The organism is Candidatus Cloacimonadota bacterium (genome assembly GCA_028706475.1).
Lineage (GTDB): Bacteria > Cloacimonadota > Cloacimonadia > Cloacimonadales > Cloacimonadaceae > UBA5456.
Genome location: JAQWBI010000007.1, coordinates 37,736 through 61,571, shown reverse-complemented (window position 1 = coordinate 61,571; position 23,836 = coordinate 37,736). Strand labels below are relative to the sequence as shown.

17 protein-coding genes are annotated in these 23,836 nt (G+C 44.6%); 15 read left to right on the top strand and 2 right to left on the bottom strand.

Annotated features, from left to right (window positions below; translation table 11 throughout):
- The 14 genes from PHF32_02685 to PHF32_02620 form a co-directional block, all read left to right on the top strand.
- Positions 1-2,093 (top strand): FlgD immunoglobulin-like domain containing protein (locus PHF32_02685; protein ID MDD4559637.1); only part of this gene is annotated, 2,093 nt, incomplete at its 5' end.
- Positions 2,094-2,494: 401 nt separating this feature from the next.
- On the top strand, positions 2,495-3,553 hold the full coding sequence (hrcA, locus tag PHF32_02680) for a heat-inducible transcriptional repressor HrcA (protein ID MDD4559636.1): 1,059 nt from the start codon (positions 2,495-2,497) through the stop codon (positions 3,551-3,553).
- Positions 3,546-4,184, top strand: coding sequence for a nucleotide exchange factor GrpE (gene grpE, locus PHF32_02675; protein MDD4559635.1), 639 nt, complete (start codon positions 3,546-3,548; stop codon positions 4,182-4,184). The genes hrcA and grpE overlap by 8 nt, the downstream gene beginning before the upstream one ends.
- Positions 4,185-6,152 (top strand): molecular chaperone DnaK, encoded by a 1,968-nt coding sequence (gene dnaK, locus PHF32_02670; protein ID MDD4559634.1) that lies wholly within the window; start codon positions 4,185-4,187, stop codon positions 6,150-6,152.
- A 112-nt stretch (positions 6,153-6,264) separates the two neighbouring features.
- The gene (gene dnaJ, locus PHF32_02665) at positions 6,265-7,416 is read left to right on the top strand and encodes a molecular chaperone DnaJ (GenBank protein MDD4559633.1); all 1,152 of its coding nucleotides are present in this window, start codon (positions 6,265-6,267) and stop codon (positions 7,414-7,416) included.
- A gap of 2 nt (positions 7,417-7,418) precedes the next feature.
- On the top strand, positions 7,419-8,132 hold the full coding sequence (locus tag PHF32_02660; protein ID MDD4559632.1) for an RsmE family RNA methyltransferase: 714 nt from the start codon (positions 7,419-7,421) through the stop codon (positions 8,130-8,132).
- A 128-nt stretch (positions 8,133-8,260) separates the two neighbouring features.
- Entirely contained in the window at positions 8,261-9,052 is a 792-nt protein-coding gene (locus PHF32_02655) for a TatD family hydrolase (protein MDD4559631.1), read from the top strand.
- The gene (locus tag PHF32_02650; protein ID MDD4559630.1) at positions 9,049-10,254 is read left to right on the top strand and encodes a hypothetical protein; all 1,206 of its coding nucleotides are present in this window, start codon (positions 9,049-9,051) and stop codon (positions 10,252-10,254) included. Before PHF32_02655 ends, PHF32_02650 begins: the two co-directional genes overlap by 4 nt.
- Positions 10,248-11,774: a DHH family phosphoesterase gene (locus tag PHF32_02645; protein ID MDD4559629.1), complete on the top strand. Its 1,527-nt coding sequence runs from the start codon at positions 10,248-10,250 to the stop codon at positions 11,772-11,774. The genes PHF32_02650 and PHF32_02645 overlap by 7 nt, the downstream gene beginning before the upstream one ends.
- Positions 11,775-11,780: 6 nt before the next feature.
- Positions 11,781-12,368: an SEC59/DGK1/VTE5 family protein gene (locus PHF32_02640; protein MDD4559628.1), complete on the top strand. Its 588-nt coding sequence runs from the start codon at positions 11,781-11,783 to the stop codon at positions 12,366-12,368.
- 10 nt (positions 12,369-12,378) lie between these two features.
- Positions 12,379-13,335 carry a glycosyltransferase family 2 protein gene (locus PHF32_02635; GenBank protein MDD4559627.1) on the top strand — a complete coding sequence of 319 codons (957 nt, stop codon included), beginning with the start codon at positions 12,379-12,381 and terminating at the stop codon, positions 13,333-13,335.
- Positions 13,322-14,536 (top strand): ABC transporter permease, encoded by a 1,215-nt coding sequence (locus PHF32_02630; GenBank protein ID MDD4559626.1) that lies wholly within the window; start codon positions 13,322-13,324, stop codon positions 14,534-14,536. The genes PHF32_02635 and PHF32_02630 overlap by 14 nt, the downstream gene beginning before the upstream one ends.
- Before the next feature lie 9 nt (positions 14,537-14,545).
- Complete coding sequence (locus PHF32_02625; GenBank protein MDD4559625.1) at positions 14,546-15,220, top strand: ABC transporter ATP-binding protein; 675 nt, start codon at positions 14,546-14,548, stop codon at positions 15,218-15,220.
- Between the two features lies 1 nt (position 15,221).
- On the top strand, positions 15,222-19,295 hold the full coding sequence (locus PHF32_02620; protein ID MDD4559624.1) for a hypothetical protein: 4,074 nt from the start codon (positions 15,222-15,224) through the stop codon (positions 19,293-19,295).
- Between the two features lie 45 nt (positions 19,296-19,340).
- On the opposite strand, the gene PHF32_02615 is transcribed toward PHF32_02620, so the two are convergent.
- Together PHF32_02615 and PHF32_02610 are read right to left on the bottom strand one after the other, a co-directional pair.
- A complete protein-coding gene (locus PHF32_02615) occupies positions 19,341-20,678 on the bottom strand; it encodes a hypothetical protein (GenBank protein MDD4559623.1) in 1,338 nt (445 codons plus the stop codon).
- Positions 20,679-20,972: 294 nt separating this feature from the next.
- Positions 20,973-21,569 carry a hypothetical protein gene (locus PHF32_02610; protein MDD4559622.1) on the bottom strand — a complete coding sequence of 199 codons (597 nt, stop codon included), beginning with the start codon at positions 21,567-21,569 and terminating at the stop codon, positions 20,973-20,975.
- A 237-nt stretch (positions 21,570-21,806) separates the two neighbouring features.
- Between PHF32_02610 and groL the strand changes: the two genes are divergently transcribed.
- Entirely contained in the window at positions 21,807-23,444 is a 1,638-nt protein-coding gene (gene groL, locus PHF32_02605) for a chaperonin GroEL (GenBank protein MDD4559621.1), read from the top strand.
- The last annotated feature ends 392 nt before the right edge of the window (positions 23,445-23,836 follow it).

The window sequence follows — 23,836 nt, the reverse complement described above, 5'->3', positions numbered from 1 at the left end:
GTTTATCACTCACAAACGGGTTTGGTACTGGTTTATCTGTATGGCCATCTAGCACATCCGTAACTAATTGTAACATATACGGGAACTTTGGGAGTATAGGTGGTGGAATCAATGTCGGAGGTGCTACAGTTTATCTTTCCGGAGTTGAGATATTTGACAATTATGCCCTACAGCTTGGAGGTGGACTATATGCTAACTCCGGTGGAGGTTATGTAAACAACATCTCTTTCGATCCCATAAATCGCTGTTCAATATACAACAATCGTGCCGGATCGGGACAGGATATCTATATCCAGCAAGCCACAGATGATCTGTATATACCTTTGGATAATTTTTCCGTAGCGGAGCCTAGTAATTACTATGCGACATATATCAGTGCCCCCCCCAACAACTACAGCACCTACCAGATCGATTTTGATATCCTGCAGTTCCATCACCAGGAGATCGATAGCGATGTATATGTATCGACTGTCGGTAATGATTCCAATGACGGTCTCAGTCCTGAGACAGCGCTGAAGACCATCCATGAAGCGATCTATCGAGTGGCAGCCGATAGTCTGAACATGAATACAGTACACATTCTTCCGGGGGAGTATTCCCGCACTGATAACGATCAGGTCTTTCCTATCGGACTGAAAGGCTGGGTTATCGTTCAGGGTAGTGGGATGGATAGCACCACAGTGATTGGAGAACCACATCCGGAGATGGGCCAGAACCAGGGGACGCTTGTTTTTGCCGTTATCCGGGAAGAATTGATTTGGATTTCGGATCTATCAATTACAACACGTAATGTGCCACTCAATGGTCAGGCTTTTTTGGGTGACAGACTAAAGTCAACTTTACACTTTAGCAATCTTCGCATTCATGACATGAATAGCAACGTGAATAACACGGAATCCTATGTACTGATTTATGCTTTCGTAACTAGTAAAATGGAGGGTGTGTGGGAGAATGTTATCATTGAGGGGGGTAGACCGGATCAGGTCACACTTGTTGGATTGATGCCAATGAGCATGGATAATGGAGACGTCTCCGCTTTCAATGGTAGTTTTAAAAATTGTGTTTTCCGTAACGCTACTTCAACCTACGTTTCATCATCTGTTTGGGCAACGCCACTTGTGGGTATTGTCTGTGATAAAGAAGTGAGTTTTGATAATTGTGAATTCAGTAATCTAACTATGCTAGATGATAATTCCCTAGCTATAGCTATCGCAGGAATTCAGTATCCTCAACAACAGAATCATTTTACTTTTCGTAATTGCCTTTTCAGTAATAATGAATCTGAAGGGGGAGTTGTATCCATCTATTCTATTAATAATCCTCGCATCGACATCGCCAACTGTACATTTGCGGGAAATCAGGGGGATGCCCATACGCTGATTATCAATGGAGATGTAAACATAACCAATTCCATCTTCTACAACGATACTCCCTATCAGATTATGGTAAATCCTATGAATGGTGATCCCAACGAGCATACCAATCTTAGAATCGATCATTCCCTGGTAAAAGATGGCATCGATGGCATTCTACCTTTCCCTGTACCGGGTAACACGATAGATTTTATGCCTTCCAGCATTGACGCTGATCCCCTCTTTACCGGTGGCTTTGACATCCATGATCCTCTCTTTTACAGTCTTTCAGAGTACTCACCCTGCATCGATGCCGGTACTCCGGATACCAGCGAGTTGAACCTTCCTCCTTTTGATCTGGCGGGTAACTGGCGCATCTGGAACGACCGCATCGATATGGGCGCATTTGAGTATGGCTCCAGGCCCTGGGTCTCCATTGATGATCCGGTAGTGCCGGAACCGGGACAAATGGCTTTGTTTCAAAACTACCCCAATCCCTTCAATCCCAGTACCACCATCTCTTTCTCTCTGCCCCAGGCAAGCAAGGTTCATCTGGACATCTATAACCTGAAGGGACAATTGGTCAAGACCCTGGTCAATACAGATATGGAAGCCGGAATCCACAGCGTGGTCTGGAACGGTAGAGATAAGAATAACCATACTGTAGCCAGCGGAGTATATTTCTACCGCCTGAGTAGTCCAGACTATAGCCAAACCAAGAGAATGCTCTTGATGAAATAGTATTGAACCCAATCAATGCACTGGAGTTCAAGCCACCTATGCTTATAGTGGATTAGGTTTTTAGCACCAATCTTGGCTCGGACAACACTTTCCATGTGGGGTAAACCCCAACGAACATACTGGTAAGCGATCTCTCTCAGTTACACTGTTATCTCTTGGTTCTCTTCGCTTTGCTTGTTCTCATAGTAGAGCCCTTTGCGCTCAAGCTGCACCAGCTCACAGGATTTTCTCTAAGAACACCAGGATAGCAGCATAATGATGTGGGAGGTATTGAACAGTCTCAACATAGCAGGAAATTAGCAGTCTCACTTTTCGATTGACAATATCGTAGACTTGATTAATTTGTCTTCAGTTTAGCACTTTGATGCCTAGACTGCTAAAATAACAACGAGGCGGTAATTATGAAGAAGAATCAAGCACGATTGATACATACACTTGGAGCTCTGGTGGATGAGTATATCCGGACTTGTGAACCCGTCTCTTCGCGGGTATTGAACGAGAAGTATCTCTGTGATGTTTCAACTGCTACCTTGCGTTTGGATCTATTAAAACTTGAAGAGCAGAATTTGATATCTCAACCTCATACTTCTTCGGGGAGAGTGCCGACTATCAGCGGGTATCGTAGGTATTTGGAATATATCGCACCGGAACACGTGAAAGTAAGTTATCCACGCATGGATACTCTGCGCGAGCTACTCATCCAGCATTATAAAGATACTCCGCGGGCCCTACATTTCATTATGCAAATGCTAGCTCATGAAACAGATCAGCTTTCATTTGTGGCGGAACCGGAAGTATCCAGCGGGTACTTATCTTGTTTGGAGGTATTTTCCATCAGCGATCGCAAACTACTCTTCGTAATGAGTTTAGATAGTGGATTGGACAAGACTGTAATACTAAAGTGCGATTACGATATAAATGATGCCCAATTGAAAAAACTGGTTCGCTACCTAAATGATGAATTGGTGGGACTCAGGGTTTACGACATCGCAAACAAGGTGCTGGTGGATATGCGGGAAAGCAGTAGGGGTGAGAACGATATCCTTAGCCAGTTTCTAAGCGAACTGCATAAAGCTTTCATCGAGATCAGTGATTTCTTTATTCATTACGATGGCAGTATAAAGTTTTTAGAGCAACCGGAGTTTGATTCAAAGCAAGCGATCCTAAGCTTCATGAATCTGATTCAGAGGCAGGACTATTTGCTGAACTCCATGCGCAACAAAGAGATATCTGGAGTGAATGTGTTGATGGGAGAGGATTTTTCGGACACTCGTTACAGTGGCTTTGCATTGATCTATGGGAAATACGAGGTGTTTGGAATACCCGGTTACCTGGGAGTGTTGACGCCGCTAAGAACGGACTACAGACGCTTGATTCCTCTGGTGCGGGATGTGACGCATACCATTACTCAAACTACGAAGCGGGGGATGGTTGTACCCAAGAGGAGGATGTATGACTAATAAAAAGAAGAAGGCAGCGGCGAAAGCTTCCATGCCGGATAAGGATATGAATATGCAGAATAGCAGAGAACAGGAAGAGAGCTTGAAAGAAACAAAGATTGAAACTGCATCGGAAACAACAAACAGTGATGAAAAAGTAGCTGTGGAAAACAGCGAACAGGACGAAATGGCAGTGCTGAAGAAGGAATTGGCAGAGTATAAGGATAAATACCTGAGAACCATGGCTGAATTCGAGAACTTCCGCAAACGCAGCATTAGCGAAAAAGCAGAGTGGATCAGGCACGCAACCAAGGAATTAGCACTACATATATGTGATGTTTTGGACAACTTTGAACGCGCCCTGAATCAGGCCAAGACTGAAGATTTGGAATCTCCATTTGGCAAGGGTGTACAACTGATAGAAAAACAACTGGCAAAGACTTTGGAAAACGAAGGAGTAAAGAAGATTGAGGCATTGGGATGTGAATTTGACCCGGAGTATCATGATGCTTTGGCGCATATTGCCAGTGAATATGAAGAGAATATTGTGGCCGCTATCATCCAGAATGGATATACCATGCACGACAAGGTGATCCGTCCGGTTCGGGTAGCGGTTTCAAATGGAAATAAAATGAATACCCTGGAGGAATAAATGGGAAAGATAATTGGAATCGACCTAGGAACCACCAATTCCTGCGTTGCAGTAGTTGAAGGTGGTAAACCTGTAGTAATCACAAATGCAGAAGGCGGACGCACCACTCCGTCTGTAGTTGCATTTACAAAGGATGGACAACGTCTGGTAGGACAATTGGCAAAGCGTCAGGCGGTTACCAATCCGATCAATACGGTGTTTTCGATAAAACGCTTTATGGGCCGTTCTTACTCGGAAGTGAGTGAAGAGATAAAACAAGTGCCTTTCAAAGTAAAATCCGGCATCAAAAATCAAGCTGCGGTTCACGTGGATAGTGAAAACAAGGACTTTACTCCTCAAGAGATATCCGCAATGGTGCTTGCACGTATGAAAGAGACCGCAGAAGCATATTTGGGAACCACAGTAACCGAAGCTGTGATTACTGTGCCAGCTTATTTCAATGACGATCAACGCCAAGCCACTAAAGATGCGGGTAAAGTGGCAGGTCTGGAAGTGAAACGAATTATAAACGAGCCTACCGCTGCAGCTTTGGCATTTGGTATGGAGAATAAGAAAGAACAGAAAGTAGCGGTATATGACCTGGGCGGAGGTACCTTCGACATCTCTATCCTGGATATCTCTTCCGGTGTGGTAGAAGTACTTTCCACCAATGGAGATACTCATCTGGGCGGAGACGACTTTGATAAGCGGGTAATAGACTGGATTCTGGAGCAGTTTAAGAAGCAGGAAGGTATGGATCTCAGTAAGGATCCGATGGCGATGCAGCGTTTGCGTGAAGCAGCAGAAAAAGCCAAGATCGAGCTCTCCGGAACTCAGACCACAAATATCAATCTTCCCTTTATCACAGCGGATGCCACCGGTCCCAAACACTTGAGTCTGGACCTCAGTCTGGCAGAGTTTAACCGTCTGACTGCTGATTTGGTTGAGCGTACATTGGGTCCCTGCAAAAAAGCTCTGGCCGATGCCAAGCTAAGCACTTCCGATATTCAGGAAGTACTGATGGTGGGTGGCAGCACCCGTATTCCGGCAGTAGGAGAAGCGGTGGAAAAGTACTTTGGCAAAAAGCCCAATCGCAGCCTCAATCCTGATGAAGTGGTTGCCATTGGTGCCGCCATTCAAGGTGCTATCATGTCCGGAGATGACAAAGTATCCGATGTGCTGCTTTTGGATGTGACTCCACTATCATTGGGAATCGAGACTCTGGGAAGTATGATGACTACTCTGATTCCTCGAAATACTACAATTCCCACAAAGAAGAGCCAGGTGTTTTCCACTGCTGCGGACAATCAAACCGCTGTGACTATTCATGTATTGCAGGGTGAGCGTCCCATGGCTCAGGATAATAAGAGTCTGGGCAGATTTGACCTGGTTGGAATTCCTTCTGCTCCACGCGGAGTACCACAGATCGAAGTAACCTTCGATATCGACGCTAATGGCATTTTGCATGTATCCGCAAAGGATAAAGGCACGGGTAAGGAGCAATCCATCCAGATAGACCGTGCAGGTAGTATCGACAAGGAAGACATTGATCGCATGGTGAAAGATGCCGAACTACACGCTGAGGAAGATAAAAAGCGCCAGGAATTTGTAAGCGCAAAGAATGAACTGGATACACTGATCTTCAGCACTGAAAAGAGTCTATCTGAATATGGTGACAAACTGCCGGAAAGTGATAGAAGCGAATTGGAAGCTGAATTGAAGAACGCCAAGGAACGGCTTGACAAGCTTGGTGACAAAGAACAGGTTGATCAGATTATAGAAAATCTATCCAAAAAAGCTCAAAAATTGGGGGAGATCATCTACGCTAACATGCAGCAGCAACAACAGCAACAGCAAGGTGGCGGAGCAGGATTTGATCCCAACGCGCAAGGCTTCAATCCGGAAGATTTTGTGGGAACAAAAGAAGAAGATCATAAGAAAGATGACGGCCCTATAGACGCAGATTTTGAGGTCGTTGACGATAAATAATCCAATAAATATCCTGCGGGGATAGTTCGTGAATCGGGCTATCCCCAGGGATAGTTTTGTTTATTGATCTGCTTTCTGCTAAGCAGATAGTTTTGATTTATTAGGAGAATAGATGGCGAAACGCGATTATTATGAAGTATTGGGTGTTGACAAGAACGCCGATGAAGCAACTATCAAGAAAAACTACCGCAAGCTGGCTATGCAGTATCACCCGGATAAGAATCCGGATAACAAAGAAGCAGAAGAAAAGTTCAAGGAAGCCAGTGAAGCATACGAAGTCCTGAGTGATAAGGATAAACGGCAGATTTACGATCAATATGGTCATGCCGGAGTAGAAGGACAGTTTGGTGCGGGTGGATTTTCCTGGGAGAATTTTACGCATCGTAGTGATCTAAACGACATCTTTGGCGACGGTTTCTCTTCCATCTTCGATAGCCTTTTTGGAGGTGGATTTGGATCGCGTTCATCGGGAAGAAGCTCGAATCGTGGAGAAGATCTGCAAATCGAACTATCGTTGAGCTTGAACGAGATTGCCATCGGAGCCGAGAAAAAGATCAAGATAAGCACCAAAGAAGTCTGTGACAAATGTAACGGGAGCGGCAGCGCCGACGGCCAGGTGGATACTTGCTCTCAATGCAGAGGATCGGGACAAGTGCGCCAAGTTCGCCAATCCCTTTTCGGGCAGATGCAAACCGTTTCCGAATGCCCATCATGCAGAGGTGAAGGCAAGATCATCAAGAACAAATGCGGGAAATGCTATGGTGAAGGGCGCATCGCAAAGGTAAAAGAAATCAACGTAAAGATCCCCGCAGGAGTGGAGGAAAACCAATATATCCGTCTGCGTGGACAAGGGAATGTGGGACCCAGAAACGGAAGTCGCGGAGATATCCTGGTTCTAATCCATGAAAAGCAGGATGATCTGTTTGAGCGCAATGGAAACGACATCATTATGGAATACCCTATCTCGATATCCCAAGCAGTCCTAGGGGACGAAATCCTAGTACCCACGCTAAGCGGAAAAGTGAAAATGAAGATTCCATCCGGAACTCAAAGCGGCAGACTGTTTCGCCTGAAAGGTCAGGGCATTCAAAGCCTGAATTCATATAGCAAAGGCGATGAGATCGTGCGGGTTGTGGTTGTGATCCCCACCAAAATATCGAAGGAAGAAACCGAGATGTTCACGAAGCTGAAGGAATATGACGCCAAGCGGGAGTTGAAACCAGGTAAGGGCTTCTTTTCGAAACTAAGGGATTACTTCGTATAGAGATGCCATCATACTATTATCCTCAGTTGAGAACAGACAGCCGGGAAATCATCCTGGAAAATGATGAGTATTACCACCTTAGCAGAGTAAAACGCATTCGAAGCGGGGCCAGGATCATGCTCAACGGGGGTAATGGCTTGAGCGCAGAGTGCAGAGTGGTTAAGCTGGAAAAGCGTTGTGCAGTATTGGAAGCGATCAGCATCAAAGAACATCCAGCGCCAGAGATGCCTTTTGCCATAGCCTTTTCACTGCTCAAAAACCATCATGATGAATTAGTGGTGGAAAAGTGTACCGAACTGGGAGCGAGCGCTTTCTTCCCCTTGCTTACGGAATATACTGTAAGGGACGAAAAACGCAACACCATATTTCGCTTTGAAAAGATCGCTTTGGCAGCGATAAAGCAATGTGACAATCCCTATCTGCCCACAATACATCCTATTCTGAACCTCGAAGATGCTTTGCCCTATATCAGACAACAGGGTTATCAGCCAGTATTATGCTCTGAAAGCGAGCAGCAGAATTGCCTATACGACACAAAGAGCACTAAAAAGCCTTGCTTTATCATTGGTCCCGAAGGGGGCTTTTCGGAAGCTGATATCCAGGTGATGCAGGAAATTCCTTCCATTAGCATCTGCAAACGGATTGTAAGGGCGGAAACGGCGGCTATCTGCATTGCTTCCCAATATCAACTCCTTGCTTTGAATGAGCAGTATTAAGAGCTCACCTGGAGTATCTGTACTATATGAAAAAGCCTGCTTAACAGAGCTGGCCAAAATTCTCTTTGACAGGATAAAGAAGGTGATATAATTGACACAAACAAGAAAAAGGGGACTCGCCTAGAAATATGAAGCTGTTTGAGACTCATGCGCATCTGGACCTTCCGGATTTTGATTCTGACCGGGAGAGTCTTATCAATAAATGTTTTAGCACTGGTATCGAATACATTATCAACATCTCATACAACAAGGATACCGCAATATCGTCGCTGGAACTGGCCAAGAAGCATCTGCATATTTATACTTCGGTTGGTTTTCATCCGCACGACGCTCAAGAATTTGACGCAGAGCTGGTGAAGAAACATGCGCGGGAAAAGAAAGTCTTGGCCATTGGCGAGATCGGCCTCGATTTCTTCCGCAATCTGTCTCCTTATCCAGTGCAACGGGAAGTATTTGCAAATCAAGCTCACTTGGCTGTTGAATACGATTTGCCAGTGGTAGTTCACGACAGACAAGCGCATCAGGAATGTTACAATATACTGAAACAGGAAAACGTGAAGGAAGCTGTGTTCCATTGCTTCTCCGGAGACATCATCTTTGCCCAGCAGGTTCTGGATGCTGGCTGGATGATGAGTTTTACAGGCAGTATTACCTACAACAATTCTCATCTGGATGATGTGGTTCGTTTGGTGCCTATGGACAGATTCATGATCGAAACGGATTGTCCCTACTTACCGCCTCATCCGCACCGAGGACAACGCAATTCTCCGCTGCTGTTACATCTTGTTGCAGAAAAGATTGCACAGATCAAAGAGATCAGTCCCAATGAAGTGGCAGAAGCCTCATATAATAACGCGATGAAGTTCTTCCGCGTTCCACCAGATCCGGTTAAACACCATAAAGCAGGTCATAAGAAATGAAAAGATCAATACTAATCGCATCCTGTCTGATAGCCATGTCACTGTGGGCAGGAAATTCCATCTTCTCTTACGATGGTTATCCTGTCCAATACTATGGGCGCGACATTTATAGTTTGAGCATGGGAGATACCGGCTCCAGCGATGTGTTTCGCAATAACACCGCCTACGCAAATCCAGCTCAGAGCAATATTGACAACAAGACCCTCTTTGGTACGGGTATGGTTTTTGGCTATACCGGATATAAATCCAAATACAACGGAAACGAGAACAGCTTTCGGGATGATTCGGTAGATTTCCCCTATTTCAGCATATCGATTCCGGTAAAGAAACATCGTTTTGCTTTCCAGTTTGCTTCTTATGCCAATGGTTTGGTGAAAAATCAGACCATGATCGATAGCCTTACCATAGAAAGCCAGGAAGTGGATAAATACTTGTACCGTGCGGACCTCGTCTACAGCTATAGATACAAAAACCTGAACCTTGGTATCAGCGGTAATTATTTTTTAGGGCATGACAACCGCAAATTTGTTCAAAGCTCATCTGAAAACACAGTGCCCAGCTCCGAGACGTTGGAGCAAAACTACAAGAATCCCAGCATCAGCGTTGGATTTGTGCAGCGATATAATGACCATGCCTTTGGCTCTTATGCGACCCTGCCAGTTACATTGAAGGGAGAAAGAATCTGGAGCAGTTTCCACAGTAGCGGTGAAGCAGAAAATTCATCATTTGACATCCCTCTTACCATTGGCTTTGGCTACACCGGCCTTATGCTACGGGAGTTCAAGGTTGCCGCTGATTACACTTATGAAGCCTTCTCCGAAACCGATGCCAACTTGCGTGATGGCTGGAAACTGGGTGTTGGTGTGGCATATGAGCCCAATACTGCACGCAAGCGCTATTGGTATCACAAGATTCCGTTGCGGGCAGGTTATTCCAGACGCGCTTTACCGTTCAAAGTAAACGGGGAGTATGTGGACGAGAATGCCATCAGTGCCGGTTTCAGCTTACCACTAAAGGGAGAAGTGAATCGCTTGGACCTTGGCTTTATGTATCAGACACGCGGTTCTCTGGACACACATAATATCCAGGACACCAGTTATATGATGCTTATTGGTTTTACCGGTTTCGACATCATTAGCAAAGCGATTGATCGCACTGCTCCCAGAGAGATACCTAAGGCGGAGGAATTGCAACAATGGTAGCAGATGGCAATTTATCCGAAAGAATATTAAAAGCCCGCAATCTACTGCCTATTGATATGGAGAGCAGTATCGATGATTTGCCGGACGAGGGTCTCTTTGCGAACATCGACAAGGTTTCGGAGCGAATACGGGAAGCCATTTTCCAAAACGAACCTATGGTCATTTTTGGGCACGACGATCCGGATGGTATCACAAGCACATACATATTGTACAACTATCTGAACAGTTGCGGATATCAGCGTCATAGCTACTATATCCCAAACCGCAATCTGGAACCTCACGGTATCCAGGCAGGCTTTATCGAGCATGTAAAGAAGAATGGTTACAAGCTCGTTATTACTGTGGATAATGGCATCTCCGCTTTTAAAGGAGTAGAAAAGCTGAATGATATTGGTTGTGATGTTATAATCACCGACCATCATCTTGTGCAATCAGATATGTTGCCCAATGCTTATGCCGTTATGAATCCGCAGTTACCATCCTGCGAGTATCCCTTCAAAGCCTTGGCTGGAGTAGGTGTGGTACTGATGCTGATTCGTTATCTGGCCAAAGTATGGGAACATCCTATCGATCCAGCCAGCTACTTTTGGACTGCAGTAGGCTCATTGGCGGATAAGGTACCCATGATCGGTATCAACCGAATCCTGGTAAGACATGTTTTAAAGCACTTCGAAGAAGTAAGCGACCATACAGTACAGTTTCTTTTGCGTAACTACAGCAGGGTAGACAACCCCACCGATGTCAATAATTTCCTTATCTATACATCCCGCCTTATTGCCAATGGCCGGGAAGAGGGAGGACAGCATACAGCGCTCCGCTTCATTTTGCAACTCTCCGATGCCAAGGCTCGTCTGTTTGAGGGTCTAGAAGAGCAAAAGAATATCTGGGAAGCGGAACTGAACCATGTCTTCAGCTTTCTGGAGACTCTAGCAGAAAACTTTGTGGGAAACTTCTTTGTATATTACGACGAAGAAGACGCCATTCCATATTCTTTGTTGGGCACAGCATCTACTTTTATTGTGAACCGGCTGGGTATCCCGACTATCATGCTGAAACATCACAACGGCAATACGGTATGCGAAGGGCGTTGCGGAGAAGGTTTTAACATGGTGGATGCCTTTACGCACTGTAAAGATCATCTCATCCAATTTGGCGGACATGCAAAAGCAGCCGGATTCTCCATGAATACAGATTCTTATGACGGTTTCCTTGAGTGTTTTACTGATTACTTGAGTGCTAACCTTATATCTTCAAACGAAGTAGATGAGATTCATTACGATGTTGAATGCTCACTTGCGGAGATGAATCAAGAGCAATGGCAGAAGCTAGAAATCATGCTTCCATGGGGTCAAAAGAATCCGGAACCTACTTTGCTCATCAGGGGACTGAAAGTGAGCGAAATGGCCGGTTCTTGGAATCTGGATTGCGGGGGGCTGCATCTCATGAAGGATAAGGAGTACGATTGTCTCGTTTTGTGGCGCTCAGCCAACCAGCTACGCATTCTAAAAATACTTGATTAGTGCATCATGGGAAGACTTAGCGAGACTCTTAGAAAGTCAATTCATCTTAGTTCGTTGGTGATTCCTCTCGGTTATCGCTATACTCTGGAATACAACAGGCGTATTGCCTTTGCGATGCTACTGGCTGCTTTGGTTGTCAGCTTAGTAATAGAGTTTAACCGCTTTTGGCAACGCAGCTTTCGTAAAACCTTTCATCGTCTCTTTGGTATGATCTTGAGGAGACACGAACTCAAGGATTTTACCGGAGCCACTTATTTATTGGTTTCCAGCTTGCTCTGCGTCGCGTTCTTTGATGAGAGAATTGCAGCGGCTTCCATTGCATTTCTAAGCATAGGTGATACTTTTGCCGCATTGATAGGTATGAATTTTGGTAAACGGAAGTTCCTGCGAAATAACAAAAGCCTGGAAGGAAGCCTGGCTTGCTTTGTCACCTGTGCTGTTTTTGGATTATGGTGGCTGGCAAATCCCTGGCTGGCCATTATTGGTGCATTAACAGCTACAGCGGCTGAACTGAGTAGTGTACCTCTGGATGACAATATCAAAATACCGTTGTCTTCCGCTTTAGTGATGACTGTTGTGAGTTTGTTCATATAGTGAGGACAATATGCTGATATCGTTTGTGATTCCTGTTTTGAATGAGTGTGAGTCCCTCAATCAGCTCTATGATGAAATCCTGGCCAATCTGGGTGATAACACTTATGAGATTATCTTTGTGGACGATGGTTCCACCGATGGCAGCTATAAAGTAATGTGTGATCTGGCAGCGCTAGACCAACAGGTAAAGGTGATAAAATTTCGCCGCAACTTTGGGAAAGCCGCTGCGCTCCAAAAAGGCTTTGAACATGCCGATGGCGAGATTGTCTTTACCATGGATGCCGATCTGCAAGACATTCCTGCGGAAATACCTGCCTTCATAGCAAAGTTGAACGAGGGTTTTGACCTTGTATCCGGGTGGAAGAAGAAGCGCCGTGATCCATGGTACAAAAGGTTACCTTCCAGACTGTTCAATTCTGTAACCGGATACACCTTCAAGCTGAAACTGAATGACTACAATTGCGGGTTCAAAGCATATCGGCGGGAGGTTGTGACGGAACTCTCACTATATGGGGAGATGCATCGCTATATACCAGCTCTGGCTCATTCCTTAGGGTTCAGAGTGGGGGAGATCCCCGTAGAGCATCGGGCGCGGCAGTATGGGAAGAGCAAATACGGGGTAGAACGTTACTTACGTGGCTTCTTTGATCTACTTACTGTGAGGATGATTACATATTACATTAAGAGTCCGCTATATCTATTTGGTAGAGTAGGGCTTATTTCCACTATAATAGGATCACTTATTACTCTATACCTTGCAGTTTTGAAGATATTCTGGGGTATGCCTCTTTCGAATCGCCCCCTCTTGTTATTGGGAGTTCTTATGATCTTGGGTGGGCTTCAGTTCATATCTCTGGGCTTGATTTCTGAGCTCATCATAAACCGAATCAGTCCCACTCAGCGTTTACCATTGTCCATTGAGACAATGCTCAATGTGGAGCAACACAGTAAAGATGCAAAACCTTGAGCTTTTTTTTCTGAAACGATATATTAAATCTCCGAAGCGAAACCTGTTTCGCTTTAGTTTTGTGTTTATGGTTTTAGGTATTGTACTTTCTGTAGGCATTCTTTCTGCAGGATTGCACTTATTCCAAGGTTATGAAAGCACGCTCAAAAGACTCTTGTTGGATAGCTTTGCTCATATTAGTATCGCTTCGTCCGATTCGAATCTACTTAGTGTAGAACAGATCGATCAAATCCGTAAGATAACGGAGCAGATAGATGAAGTTCAATCCAGTGTGGCGACTCTACAGTTTTCTTTGATGGCGCAAAACCAAGACAAGATTCGAGCTGCGAACCTGCGCGCTTATGATGCTCATGATGATGCTCCATACAGCCAGTATATCAGCAAAGGAAAGACACAGATTAATAGGGGAGAGGTGATCGTAGGGCACTATCTTCTGGAGGAGCTGGGTTTGAGCATAGGCGATACGCTTAGCTTGAATTATCCCCGCCTGGATCGGATCAGTCCTCTGGGCATCCCCAGTGCCCATTACAATTATGTTATCGCTGCTGTATACCGCTCTGGTTATTATGAGAACGATCGCAGTATAGTAATATCCAGCGAAGAAGATGCCCGTGACTTGATGATGCTTCCTTCAGGGTATTCCAAGGTGGAATTGCGTTTAAAAGATGCTGATCAAGCTTCCGAATTGGCACAATATCTGATCAATCACTTGGGAGTGGATTATATCGCCATTCCGTGGAATCTCTACGCAGAAAGCCTCTTGCGATTGGTTGCTATGGAAAAATGGCTCATATTCATCGTCTTTAGTTTTCTGGTATTGATCGCAGGTATCAACGTGATCTCCACAGTAAGCACCATTATCATAGATAAAAAAGCGGAAATAGCGGTATTGCAGACCTTGGGAGCAGGGATCGGTTCCATTCGCAGATTGTTTTCGTTCCGAGTAGGCTTAGTGGCTGTTCTTTCCGTGATTGTCGGGCAGATGTTTGGTGTTTTCTTGTCCTGGTGTGTGGAGAAGCAGAGCTTTTATCGATTGAAGGGTGATGTTTATTTCATTGACACTCTGGGAGCTCAGATCACTTTTGTGAATCTATTGGTAATCTTTGTGGTCGCCACTATCCTGATTTTTATATGTATCCTTATTCCCTTGAAGCAGATAGAGCGGTTACAGATCATCGATATTATCCGCAACAAAAATTAGCGAGGAAGCATGATATTAAGTGCAAAACACTTGAGTAAGTCCTATATTGACAGCGACCAGATCATAGAAGTTCTGAAGGATGCATCTCTAGATGTATCAGCCGGAGAACTGGTCTGTATCACCGGAAAATCCGGATGTGGAAAAAGCACAATGCTGCACATCATGGGCTTGCTGGATGAGCCTGATGGGGGTGAACTCAGGATTTGTTCCCAACCTATTCGCTCAAACGATCCCCAGGCTCCGATAGTGCGAAACAGAGACTTAGGTTTTGTATTCCAATTTCACTATCTGATTGATGACCTTAGTGCCACCGAGAATGTAGCTCTGCCTTTGCTGATTGCAGGTCGCAGTGAATCTGAAGCAAGAGCTAGAGCCAAGGAATTGTTGGTATTGCTGGGTTTGCAGGATCGCTTGAATCGATATCCCAATCAGCTCTCCGGAGGTGAGCAACAAAGAGTGAGCCTGGCCAGGGCATTGGCAAACAATCCCAAACTGGTGCTGGCAGATGAACCCACCGGAAACCTTGATCCCACTCATAGTAATGAAGTATGGGAGATGATTCGGAAGCTTAATAAAGAACTCAATCAAGCATTTGTGGTGGTAACCCATGATGTAGAAGCGGCGTCGAAAGCAAGCCGCAGTTACGAACTTATCGATGGCAGGTTGATACAGCTCGAGGCATAACATGCATCGTCCCCGCAAGTTTCTCATTTTGATTATTGTCCTCTTGGTGATCAATGTGCTTTTCTTCAGCATTTGGTATCCTTTGGGAGGTAGAGACTTTGTGCGGAATTATATCGCTTCAATGATTGGTAAGGCTGCTAATGCCTCTATAAAAATTGGTAACCTTCATATCAGCGATAAACAGATTCTGGTGCAGGATTTCAACATTGCCACGCAGGACAGTCTGATTGATCTCAAGATAGATAGTGTAAGACTGCGCTACAATCTGTACAAATTTATTCTGTCCGGTTTCAAACTGAATAATGTAGTATCATCAGTAGAGATTGTCAAGCCGGTTGGGCGTTTATACTATCATCCAATCTCCAAAGCGGAAAAGAAAAAAGCCAAGAAAGAGAGATTCAAGATTCCTGATTTAGTGCCCTATTTCAAACTCATTACTTTGGAAGATGGTGCTCTGGAAGCAGATTTGGCCTTTGACCTGAAAATCCTTCATACAGGAAAGCTAAGCATTGAAGAGAACCTGACTCATCTGGATCTACGCATAGAAAACACGAGTTATACAGACGTACTCCTGAGCGCAAACACTTCCTTGGGAGGTAGTATTCACCTGAAGGGGAGCCTTGATAATGGTCGTATTGCTTTGGCAGAAGCGGAAATCGCAGACTTCAAGCCACTCTATGTATCGCATCCGGATATCAGAGATTTTAGAAGTGATATCAACATCAATGCAAACTACAGTGAACCAGCGGATTCTGGTGCAGTGCAGTTTGGTGGAAAGGCGATCATATGGAATACTGCAGCTGAGGTGATAGACAAATTTGCCGTGCAGATCCCATTGATTAATCTAGAGACAGACGGTCATGATGCCGCTTTATCAATATCCCGATCAAGCATAGGGCGTAGTAGCCTAGTTGCCGATCTTTTGGTTCAAGATTATCTGGGAGATATGACTTTCGATGGTTCAAGAGCTTCGATAAGCTTGGATGCGTCTGATATTTTACCTCAGATGAATGGATTGATAGAAGCGGATCTATGCGCATCCGGCAGTATCAAAGATCCTAGCGCAGAAATAAGTGCGCGTAGCCATCGTTTTGCTTATCAAGAATGGGTTTTTGAAGACCTGTCTCTTGTGGCGGATTACCAGGATGATCGCGCCAGCTTGAGTACTTTGGATGCCAGGTGGAAGAATCAAGCCCTATCCATCAGTGGAAGCTTTGTTCCCCAGACACTTTCCTTTGATGCTGAATTGGCTACCAATGCTCTGAAAGACATACCTGGGGATATTGTTGCAAACGGCAGGTTGAACCTTAGTGGTGTCATCTTGAAGCCTTACCCCCTACTCTCAGCTAATTTGAAAGATGTGAATGTAGTATGGCGCCATCTCAATCTGCGCAATCTGAACGCAGAAGCCAGCATGGTGCCTTCTGAGGGCTCTCTTCTGGTCTCAGCAGATATTCAATCCGAAGAGGGATACAGTATACGGGCGGTGGGAGATGTCTTATCTCAACACATAGCCTTGGATGCAGTGTTTGACAGTTTGGAAGCAGCGAGTGTCTATGATCTGGATGTGCTTGGCATATTAGCTCCACAGGTCAGCGGGCAACTGAAGGCAGTGATGACTGGTAGAGATATATGGTATCATGCGAATCTAGCTTCAGCGCTAAAGGGCGAGTATGACTACATTGCAGATATTGATCTCCTGGGCAATGTCAATGTGGCAGAACCAGCTGTAATGGCTTCGCTAAAGACCTCCAACGGATACTTTAACGGTTTGCCTGCGGATATCAGTGTAAATATGGACTATCGTGATATGAAGCTAAAGCTATGGTCGCTGAAGCTGGAAGACATGCTCAATCTTTCGGCAATGGTGGACTTGAAAGATCTTTGGCTCTCCGATGTGGATCTCAGCATACGCAATATCGATTCAGCAAAGATCATCTCATACTATCCCGATATCAGTCATCTGATTCCAGAGTTTAATAAGCTAAACCTCTTTGCTACATACAATAAGGACAGTCAAAAGAGTATTGACGCATGGGTCAATCTTACTGATGTAGATCTTATCAGCGTGATACCCCTTAGCGTAGATATGCATCTGAAAGGAAGCCCTGACTTGCTTAGCCTTAGTGGAGACATCTCTCATAAAAAAAAGACATTGATAGATCTTGCCGGAACAGCATCTCTACACCCTAAGCTTAATGTTGCGCTGGGTGCAAACATAGATGATTTGAAGCTACAGGAGGTTTTGACCCAAAGCCCGGGTTTGGCATCCGTCAGCGGAACGGTTGATTTTAGCATGCAAGATATCCTCTCTGAGGATTCCGTAATGGAGATTGCTGCGGATCTCGTTGGCCGGGATATGAAATTCGGAGATATTGAAGTAGATTATGCAGCGGTGAAAGCCGCTCAAGAAAGCAATGCGCTTGTGATAGATTCACTCTATGTGTTTGCCCATGATCTTTTAACTGCCTCCGCGTCTGGCTCACTGGATTACAACATCCTACAGAATGAATTCTATGAGGGAGATCGGCTATTGAATATACAGGTGGATGGCGAATTGTTCCCATGGTTAAAGAAGTTAACAGATTATATTCTGGTTTCTTCGGGAGATTCCAGCCTCGAGCTGAGTATAGGCACGTCGGAGGATCAATTTATGTTTCATTCCGGACACATTAATCTCAGCAATGGCCTCGTCCATCTCAAAGACCAAGTAGAACCAATGCGAGACATTCAAATACAGGGAGTATTCGAACAAAATCGCCTTATGATTCAGCGGGGTACTTTCCAAATGGGCAACGGGAAGTTCTATATGAACAACCTTTTTGAAAGCGAACCAAGTGATCATTTCATGGTCAGTTTTCTGGATCTTGGTTACTTCAGAGTCCTTATTGAAGAACCAGGAATACAGGCTACCATACCTGTCGTGTCTCCGCCAAAGACTCTTAGCAATGTAGCGATAAGCGGTCAAGATGGCAGATATGCAGTGATTCGTGGCCCTTTTGACGATATGAAGATTGAAGCTTTGGTAACCGCCTCCAATCTCGATATCCTATATCCTCCGGGAGCGGATAACCTGCTGAATCTCATCATGTCTGTCCGAAGCACCGGAAAGAAACCTGATACCGAACCAACTCCTTTGCCATTCAAGCTTGATGTGCGCATAAATATCGGTGAAAATGTACGGTATGTAACCTATCCTACAAATCTCTACCTGAGCCCAGGGGGATTTTTGCATCTGATTTATAATGGCAATCGCTTTATTGTGGAAGAGGCAAACATCAATTCTGAACGTGGTTCGATCGATTTCTTCGGTACAGTATTCCAAGTGGAAAACATCGCTATCACAATGATAGATCAACAGAACATCCTCAGTGTAAACGGTCTCTTCAACAAGCGCACTCCGGATGGAAGCATTATTACTCTGTCCGTAGCATCCAGTCCGGAATACGACAAGGGATTCTTCGATCGCTTACAGATCAGCCTGTCCAGCGATAATCCTCAGGATCAAAACATTACACAGGTTCTTTCCCGAATGCGCTACAATCAAGGTATGGAAGAGCTTCCGGAGGATCAAAAACAAAACCTGCTCCAAGATGAAGCTTTGGGTTTGATCGGCGGGAACTTGAATTCCACGGTGCTCACACCTTTCTTTTACCCCGTGGAAAACTGGTTTCGCCGTACCTTGAAGCTGGATGGATTCTCCATAAACGCAGGTTTCATTCAAAATATCTTCAGCGAATACTCCGCTAATCCCTCCCAATTGGCAGATATGACAGACCTTAGCAATCTTTCCTCCGATATCACCCGATTCTCTTCGTCCATTCTGCTGAACAATCTTTCGGTTTCGATGAGTAAGTACTTGGGCTATCGTGTATTTGCGGATTATGAATTGCAATTGCAAGAAGCTACGGACATGCAGCAAAAAACACGCATTCTGGTGTCTCATGATACCAGCCTGCGTCTCGTTCTCCCGCGTCAGTTCAGGCTGGGCTATACTCTAAACTACTCTCCCAAAGACACCGGACTTACTCATGAGATCCTCCTGCAAAAATCATGGCGCTTTTGGGGGCTATAAAAAAACCAAGCAATGCTCGGTCTCTTTTGTATATCGTACATTTGACTAAAAATTGACCTTAACACCTACTGCCGCAGAGCGCTTGGTGTCTTTCCACCAGTTAATCCCACCTTCTTTATCCTTGTATTTTTCAGAGTATTTTGCGATCACAAACCATCTGTGCTTGGAATCCAAACCTATAGTACAACTGGCAGACATATTAGCTCGAGGAACGGCTATTTTCCCCAGATTCAGGCTGCTTACGTTAGTTTTACTATAAGAGAATGCTACTTTTTCCAAGCGCTTGTACTTCGTATCCACATTCAAACTGAACCACATGGATTTTCCGTTTTTCAGTTCGTTTCCATACATATTTTGCCAGGCAAACATCGCTTTCAGCCGTTCCCCAATCACGCCTTGAATCTTTCCATAGAATCCATAGGAGGATTGTCTGTCTTGCAGAGCCTCTTCTTTCGTGATGATAATGGGAGTGCCGTCTGCCAAAGTATCCTGAATGGCACGCTCTGCCTCATAATGATAATCGAAATATGAAGGGGCAAATTTATCGCCATTTGTCCGATACTCCAGATTCACTTTCACAACTTTAAAATCGGCATATACTCCGGGCAATATGCTTCCGGTACCATTATCGATCATGTGCGCTACTTCCGTATAAATGCCATACTCTGCTTTCTCACTGCGCTTGATGGGTTGGGAATAATCGAAGGAGATGATGGTAGCAGCATCCTTTTTCCCTGTGCGAAGGTAGTCCAGACTGTCTGGTAGAGTGTGCTTCAGATTACTGTATTGATTCAGGTCGGAATACACGGAAAAACCTATCTTTGCCATGTCCAGAATCTTCAGGGTCGAATCCGCCAGAGGCTTGAAATGTGCGCGGAAGCATAGTAAATCGTTCTTTGTGATGTCCGAACTAAAGAGCTCCAATTCCGGCTCAAACAGCGTTGGTACTCTGCCTCCAATCAGAACACCCTGATGTCTCAAATCTGGATAGAATGTCATGTTTGAGTAGTTCAACATCACAAGTCCGTTACCCACCGAATACTTCGGGAATCCTCCGACGTGGAAGAATAACGGATCACCCAGTTCGGCATAACGGAAATAGTAGATTTTGTTCAACGCGTCGCCGATATGATCCCAGTCGCTTTCTTTGATATGGTAGTTCTTGTCGAACAGTATATCCAGATCCAGTCCCAAACCAAACTTTTTATACTTGAACTCCTGAATAAAGCGAAACTGCGTATAACGAATGGAGTCTTCTTCTACTTTACCATACATTGTGGAAGCACTGTAATTAGTGCTGGATTTAACTGCAAATGGCATATCCTGAGCGTATATGAACACCGGTAACAAGATAAGAAAACAAAAAAACAGTCTCTTTAGCATAGCTTCATCCTTTCATTCCGTTAATATTAACAAGTATATGCAAATTAATATTACTGTCAAGCTAAAATGCGTTTTTGTATATCAAGCCATAAATGCATTGCCCGATTTCCAAAGCGTATGAGTAGTGAGATATGTATGGAACGCAGATGACGCTGTTCGAACAGATGAGCGCTGATTCTATTGTCTAGAGAATGTCTGGGTCTTTATTTGGGTTCACGCAGATTTACGCAGATAAATGCGCCGTTCCGTTCGTATGGAAGGCTTCCGATCCTCCCAATACGTAGCATCGGAATGCTACGATACCTTTCGTAGGACAGGATTGCGCTTCAGAAACGTAATGAACTGCCAGATTCCTGCGACCACATTGAAAATACCATAAACAAAGAGCAGCTTAAAGATATCCAGAAATTTTAGATTGCCAATGGCAAACACAATAATGAGACCCAGGATTACAACCCTCTCAAGTAGGGGATACCAGCTTATCCCATCCCATTCCATGAAAGACCTGACCTGCCATTCTACGAACAATACCAGATAGATACCAAAGAAAAAATAACCAGCCTTGTCCTCAGTTAAACCCTTGCCAAATAGTGCTAGTAAGAACAGCATGATCAAAAGGAAAGCAAAGACAATCGCCGTGTTCCGCTGCCTGCTTCTTTTCCAATACAAGCGGGATTTTGCATCACCTCTGCGCTGGCTGACGTACTTCTTTTTGATCCAGTAGTTCAAGGGGATAAACAGGATCGGCAAAAGACACATCAACAGGGATACTTCGAATACAAGATAACACATTATAAATGCAAATCCCTTAAAAACCCAAGTAAGGCCGTCACCATAGTATAAGTCCCGGTTATGCTTTCTTTCAGTTTCTTTCAATGATGGATCTATCATAATTTCTCTTGGCAAGTTTGTGTTAACTTAGGAGCCTCTCTTTTCTATGAATATATTGTTACACTTGCAGAATTAGCTGACTCTTGATAAGGTGTTTATACCCCCAATCTGGAATCAGCGGAAAGAAAAAATAATTTGCACTTGACAGGAAACGGGATATAATAAGATTAGCACTCAAAAGAACAGACTGCTAAGATTAAAGAAAATGAAATTTAGTAAATATGGAGGAAAAACAAGATGGCAAAACAAATGCAGTATGCACACGAAGCCCGCACTTCCCTGAAACGCGGTGTGGACAAATTGGCAGATGCCGTTAAAGTTACCCTTGGACCCAAGGGCAGAAATGTGGTATTGGACAAAAAATTCGGTTCTCCGCTCATCACGAATGACGGCGTTACCATTGCTAAAGAAATTGAACTGGAAGATCCCTATGAAAACATGGGCGCTCAACTATGCAAAGAAGTAGCTGAGAAAACTCACGACAACGCCGGGGACGGTACAACTACAGCAACTTTATTGGCTCAAGCAATCATTGAAGAAGGCTTGAAGCATGTAACTGCTGGTGTGAATCCGATGTATCTGAAACGCGGATTGGAAAAAGCCACAAAAGTGATAGTGGATCAGATCCATGAGTATTCGAAGACCATCAAGAGCAATGCCGAAGTAGCTCAGATTGCAAGCATCAGTGCAAACAACGATCCTGAAATCGGCAGACTAATCGCAGAGGCGATGGAGAGCGTTGGTAATGAAGGCATCATCAATATCGAAGAAGCCAAATCCATAGATACAGGTCTGGAAAAAGTAGAAGGTATGCAATTTGACCGTGGCTACATTTCTCCTTATTTTGTCACCAATCCGGACAAGATGATTGCTGAGATGGAAGATCCCTTCATTCTGCTCTATGACAAGAAAATCACCGTAATGAAAGACTTGTTGCCCATTCTTCAGGAAGTAGCGCAGACCGGTAAACCCTTGCTCATCATCTCTGAAGACATTGAGGGTGAAGCCTTGGCAACCTTGGTCGTTAACAAGCTCAGGGGTGTATTGAATATAGTAGCTGTGAAGGCTCCTGGCTTTGGTGATCGTCGTAAAGCCATGATGGAAGACATTGCCATTCTTACCGGAGCTACCTTGATCTCTGAAGATATGGGCCGCAAATTGGACAGCGCAACCATGACCGATCTGGGCAGAGCCAAAAAGATACTTGTGGAAAAAGAAAACACTACTATCCGTGAAGGCGCTGGAGTACAGGAAGCTATAGACGGCAGAATAAAACAGATCAAAGCTCAGATTGATGAGACAAAATCAGACTATGATAAAGAAAAGCTTCAGGAACGTCTGGCAAAACTATCCAGTGGTGTTGCGGTTCTGCGCATAGGTGCAGCTACCGAGACCGAAATGAAAGAGAAAAAAGCTCGCGTTGACGACGCTCTACATGCTACCCGCGCCGCAGTAGAAGAAGGTATAGTCCCCGGCGGTGGAGTTACACTCATTCAAGCAGCAAAAGCTTTGAAGAACTTGAAAGGACTATCCTATGAAGAAAAAATGGCAGTGGAAATCCTTGCGAAAGCTGTGGAAAAACCAGTTTATCAAATCGCAGCCAACGCAGGAGAAGAAGGAGCCGTGGTAGTTGAAAAGATTAAAGGCTTCAAGGACATTCACATGGGTTTCAATGCCGCAACCAGCAAGTATGAAGACCTCTTTGAGGCTGGCATCATCGATCCCGCCAAAGTAGTACGCAGTGCCGTTCAAAACGCTTCTTCCATCGCAGGTCTGTTCCTCACCACCGAGTGCATAGTTACAGACATTCCCGAACCGGAAGCACCAGCTTCCATGCCGAATCCCGGAATGGGCGGAATGGGCGGAATGTATTAATTGACCCGACATAATTGCATAATAAAAGGCCTCCTCTTTTCTGAGGAGGCTTTCATTTATCTAGCAAAAGGGAAGATGTGGGGAGCATATCCAATATGAAGATTAATAAAAAATCAACATCATAGTATCATCATCCCAATTTATACGGTAGAAAAGCTGCAACTGAGCTATACCAATAACTTCCTGGCCAAAGGAATTCTTTCGCAGATCGGGATGTTGTTCTTGGCACTATTATTCGGGAGGCTGCACGACAAGTGCATCCCTTTAAATACATAGGAATTAGCTTTGCAATGTTAATGCTCTTTCCTATATTATTCGTGTTATCGTCTTTATGGGCAGGGGAATCGGTGATAGCAGTGTTGTGTTGTTCCAAATGAATAAATATAGGTTGA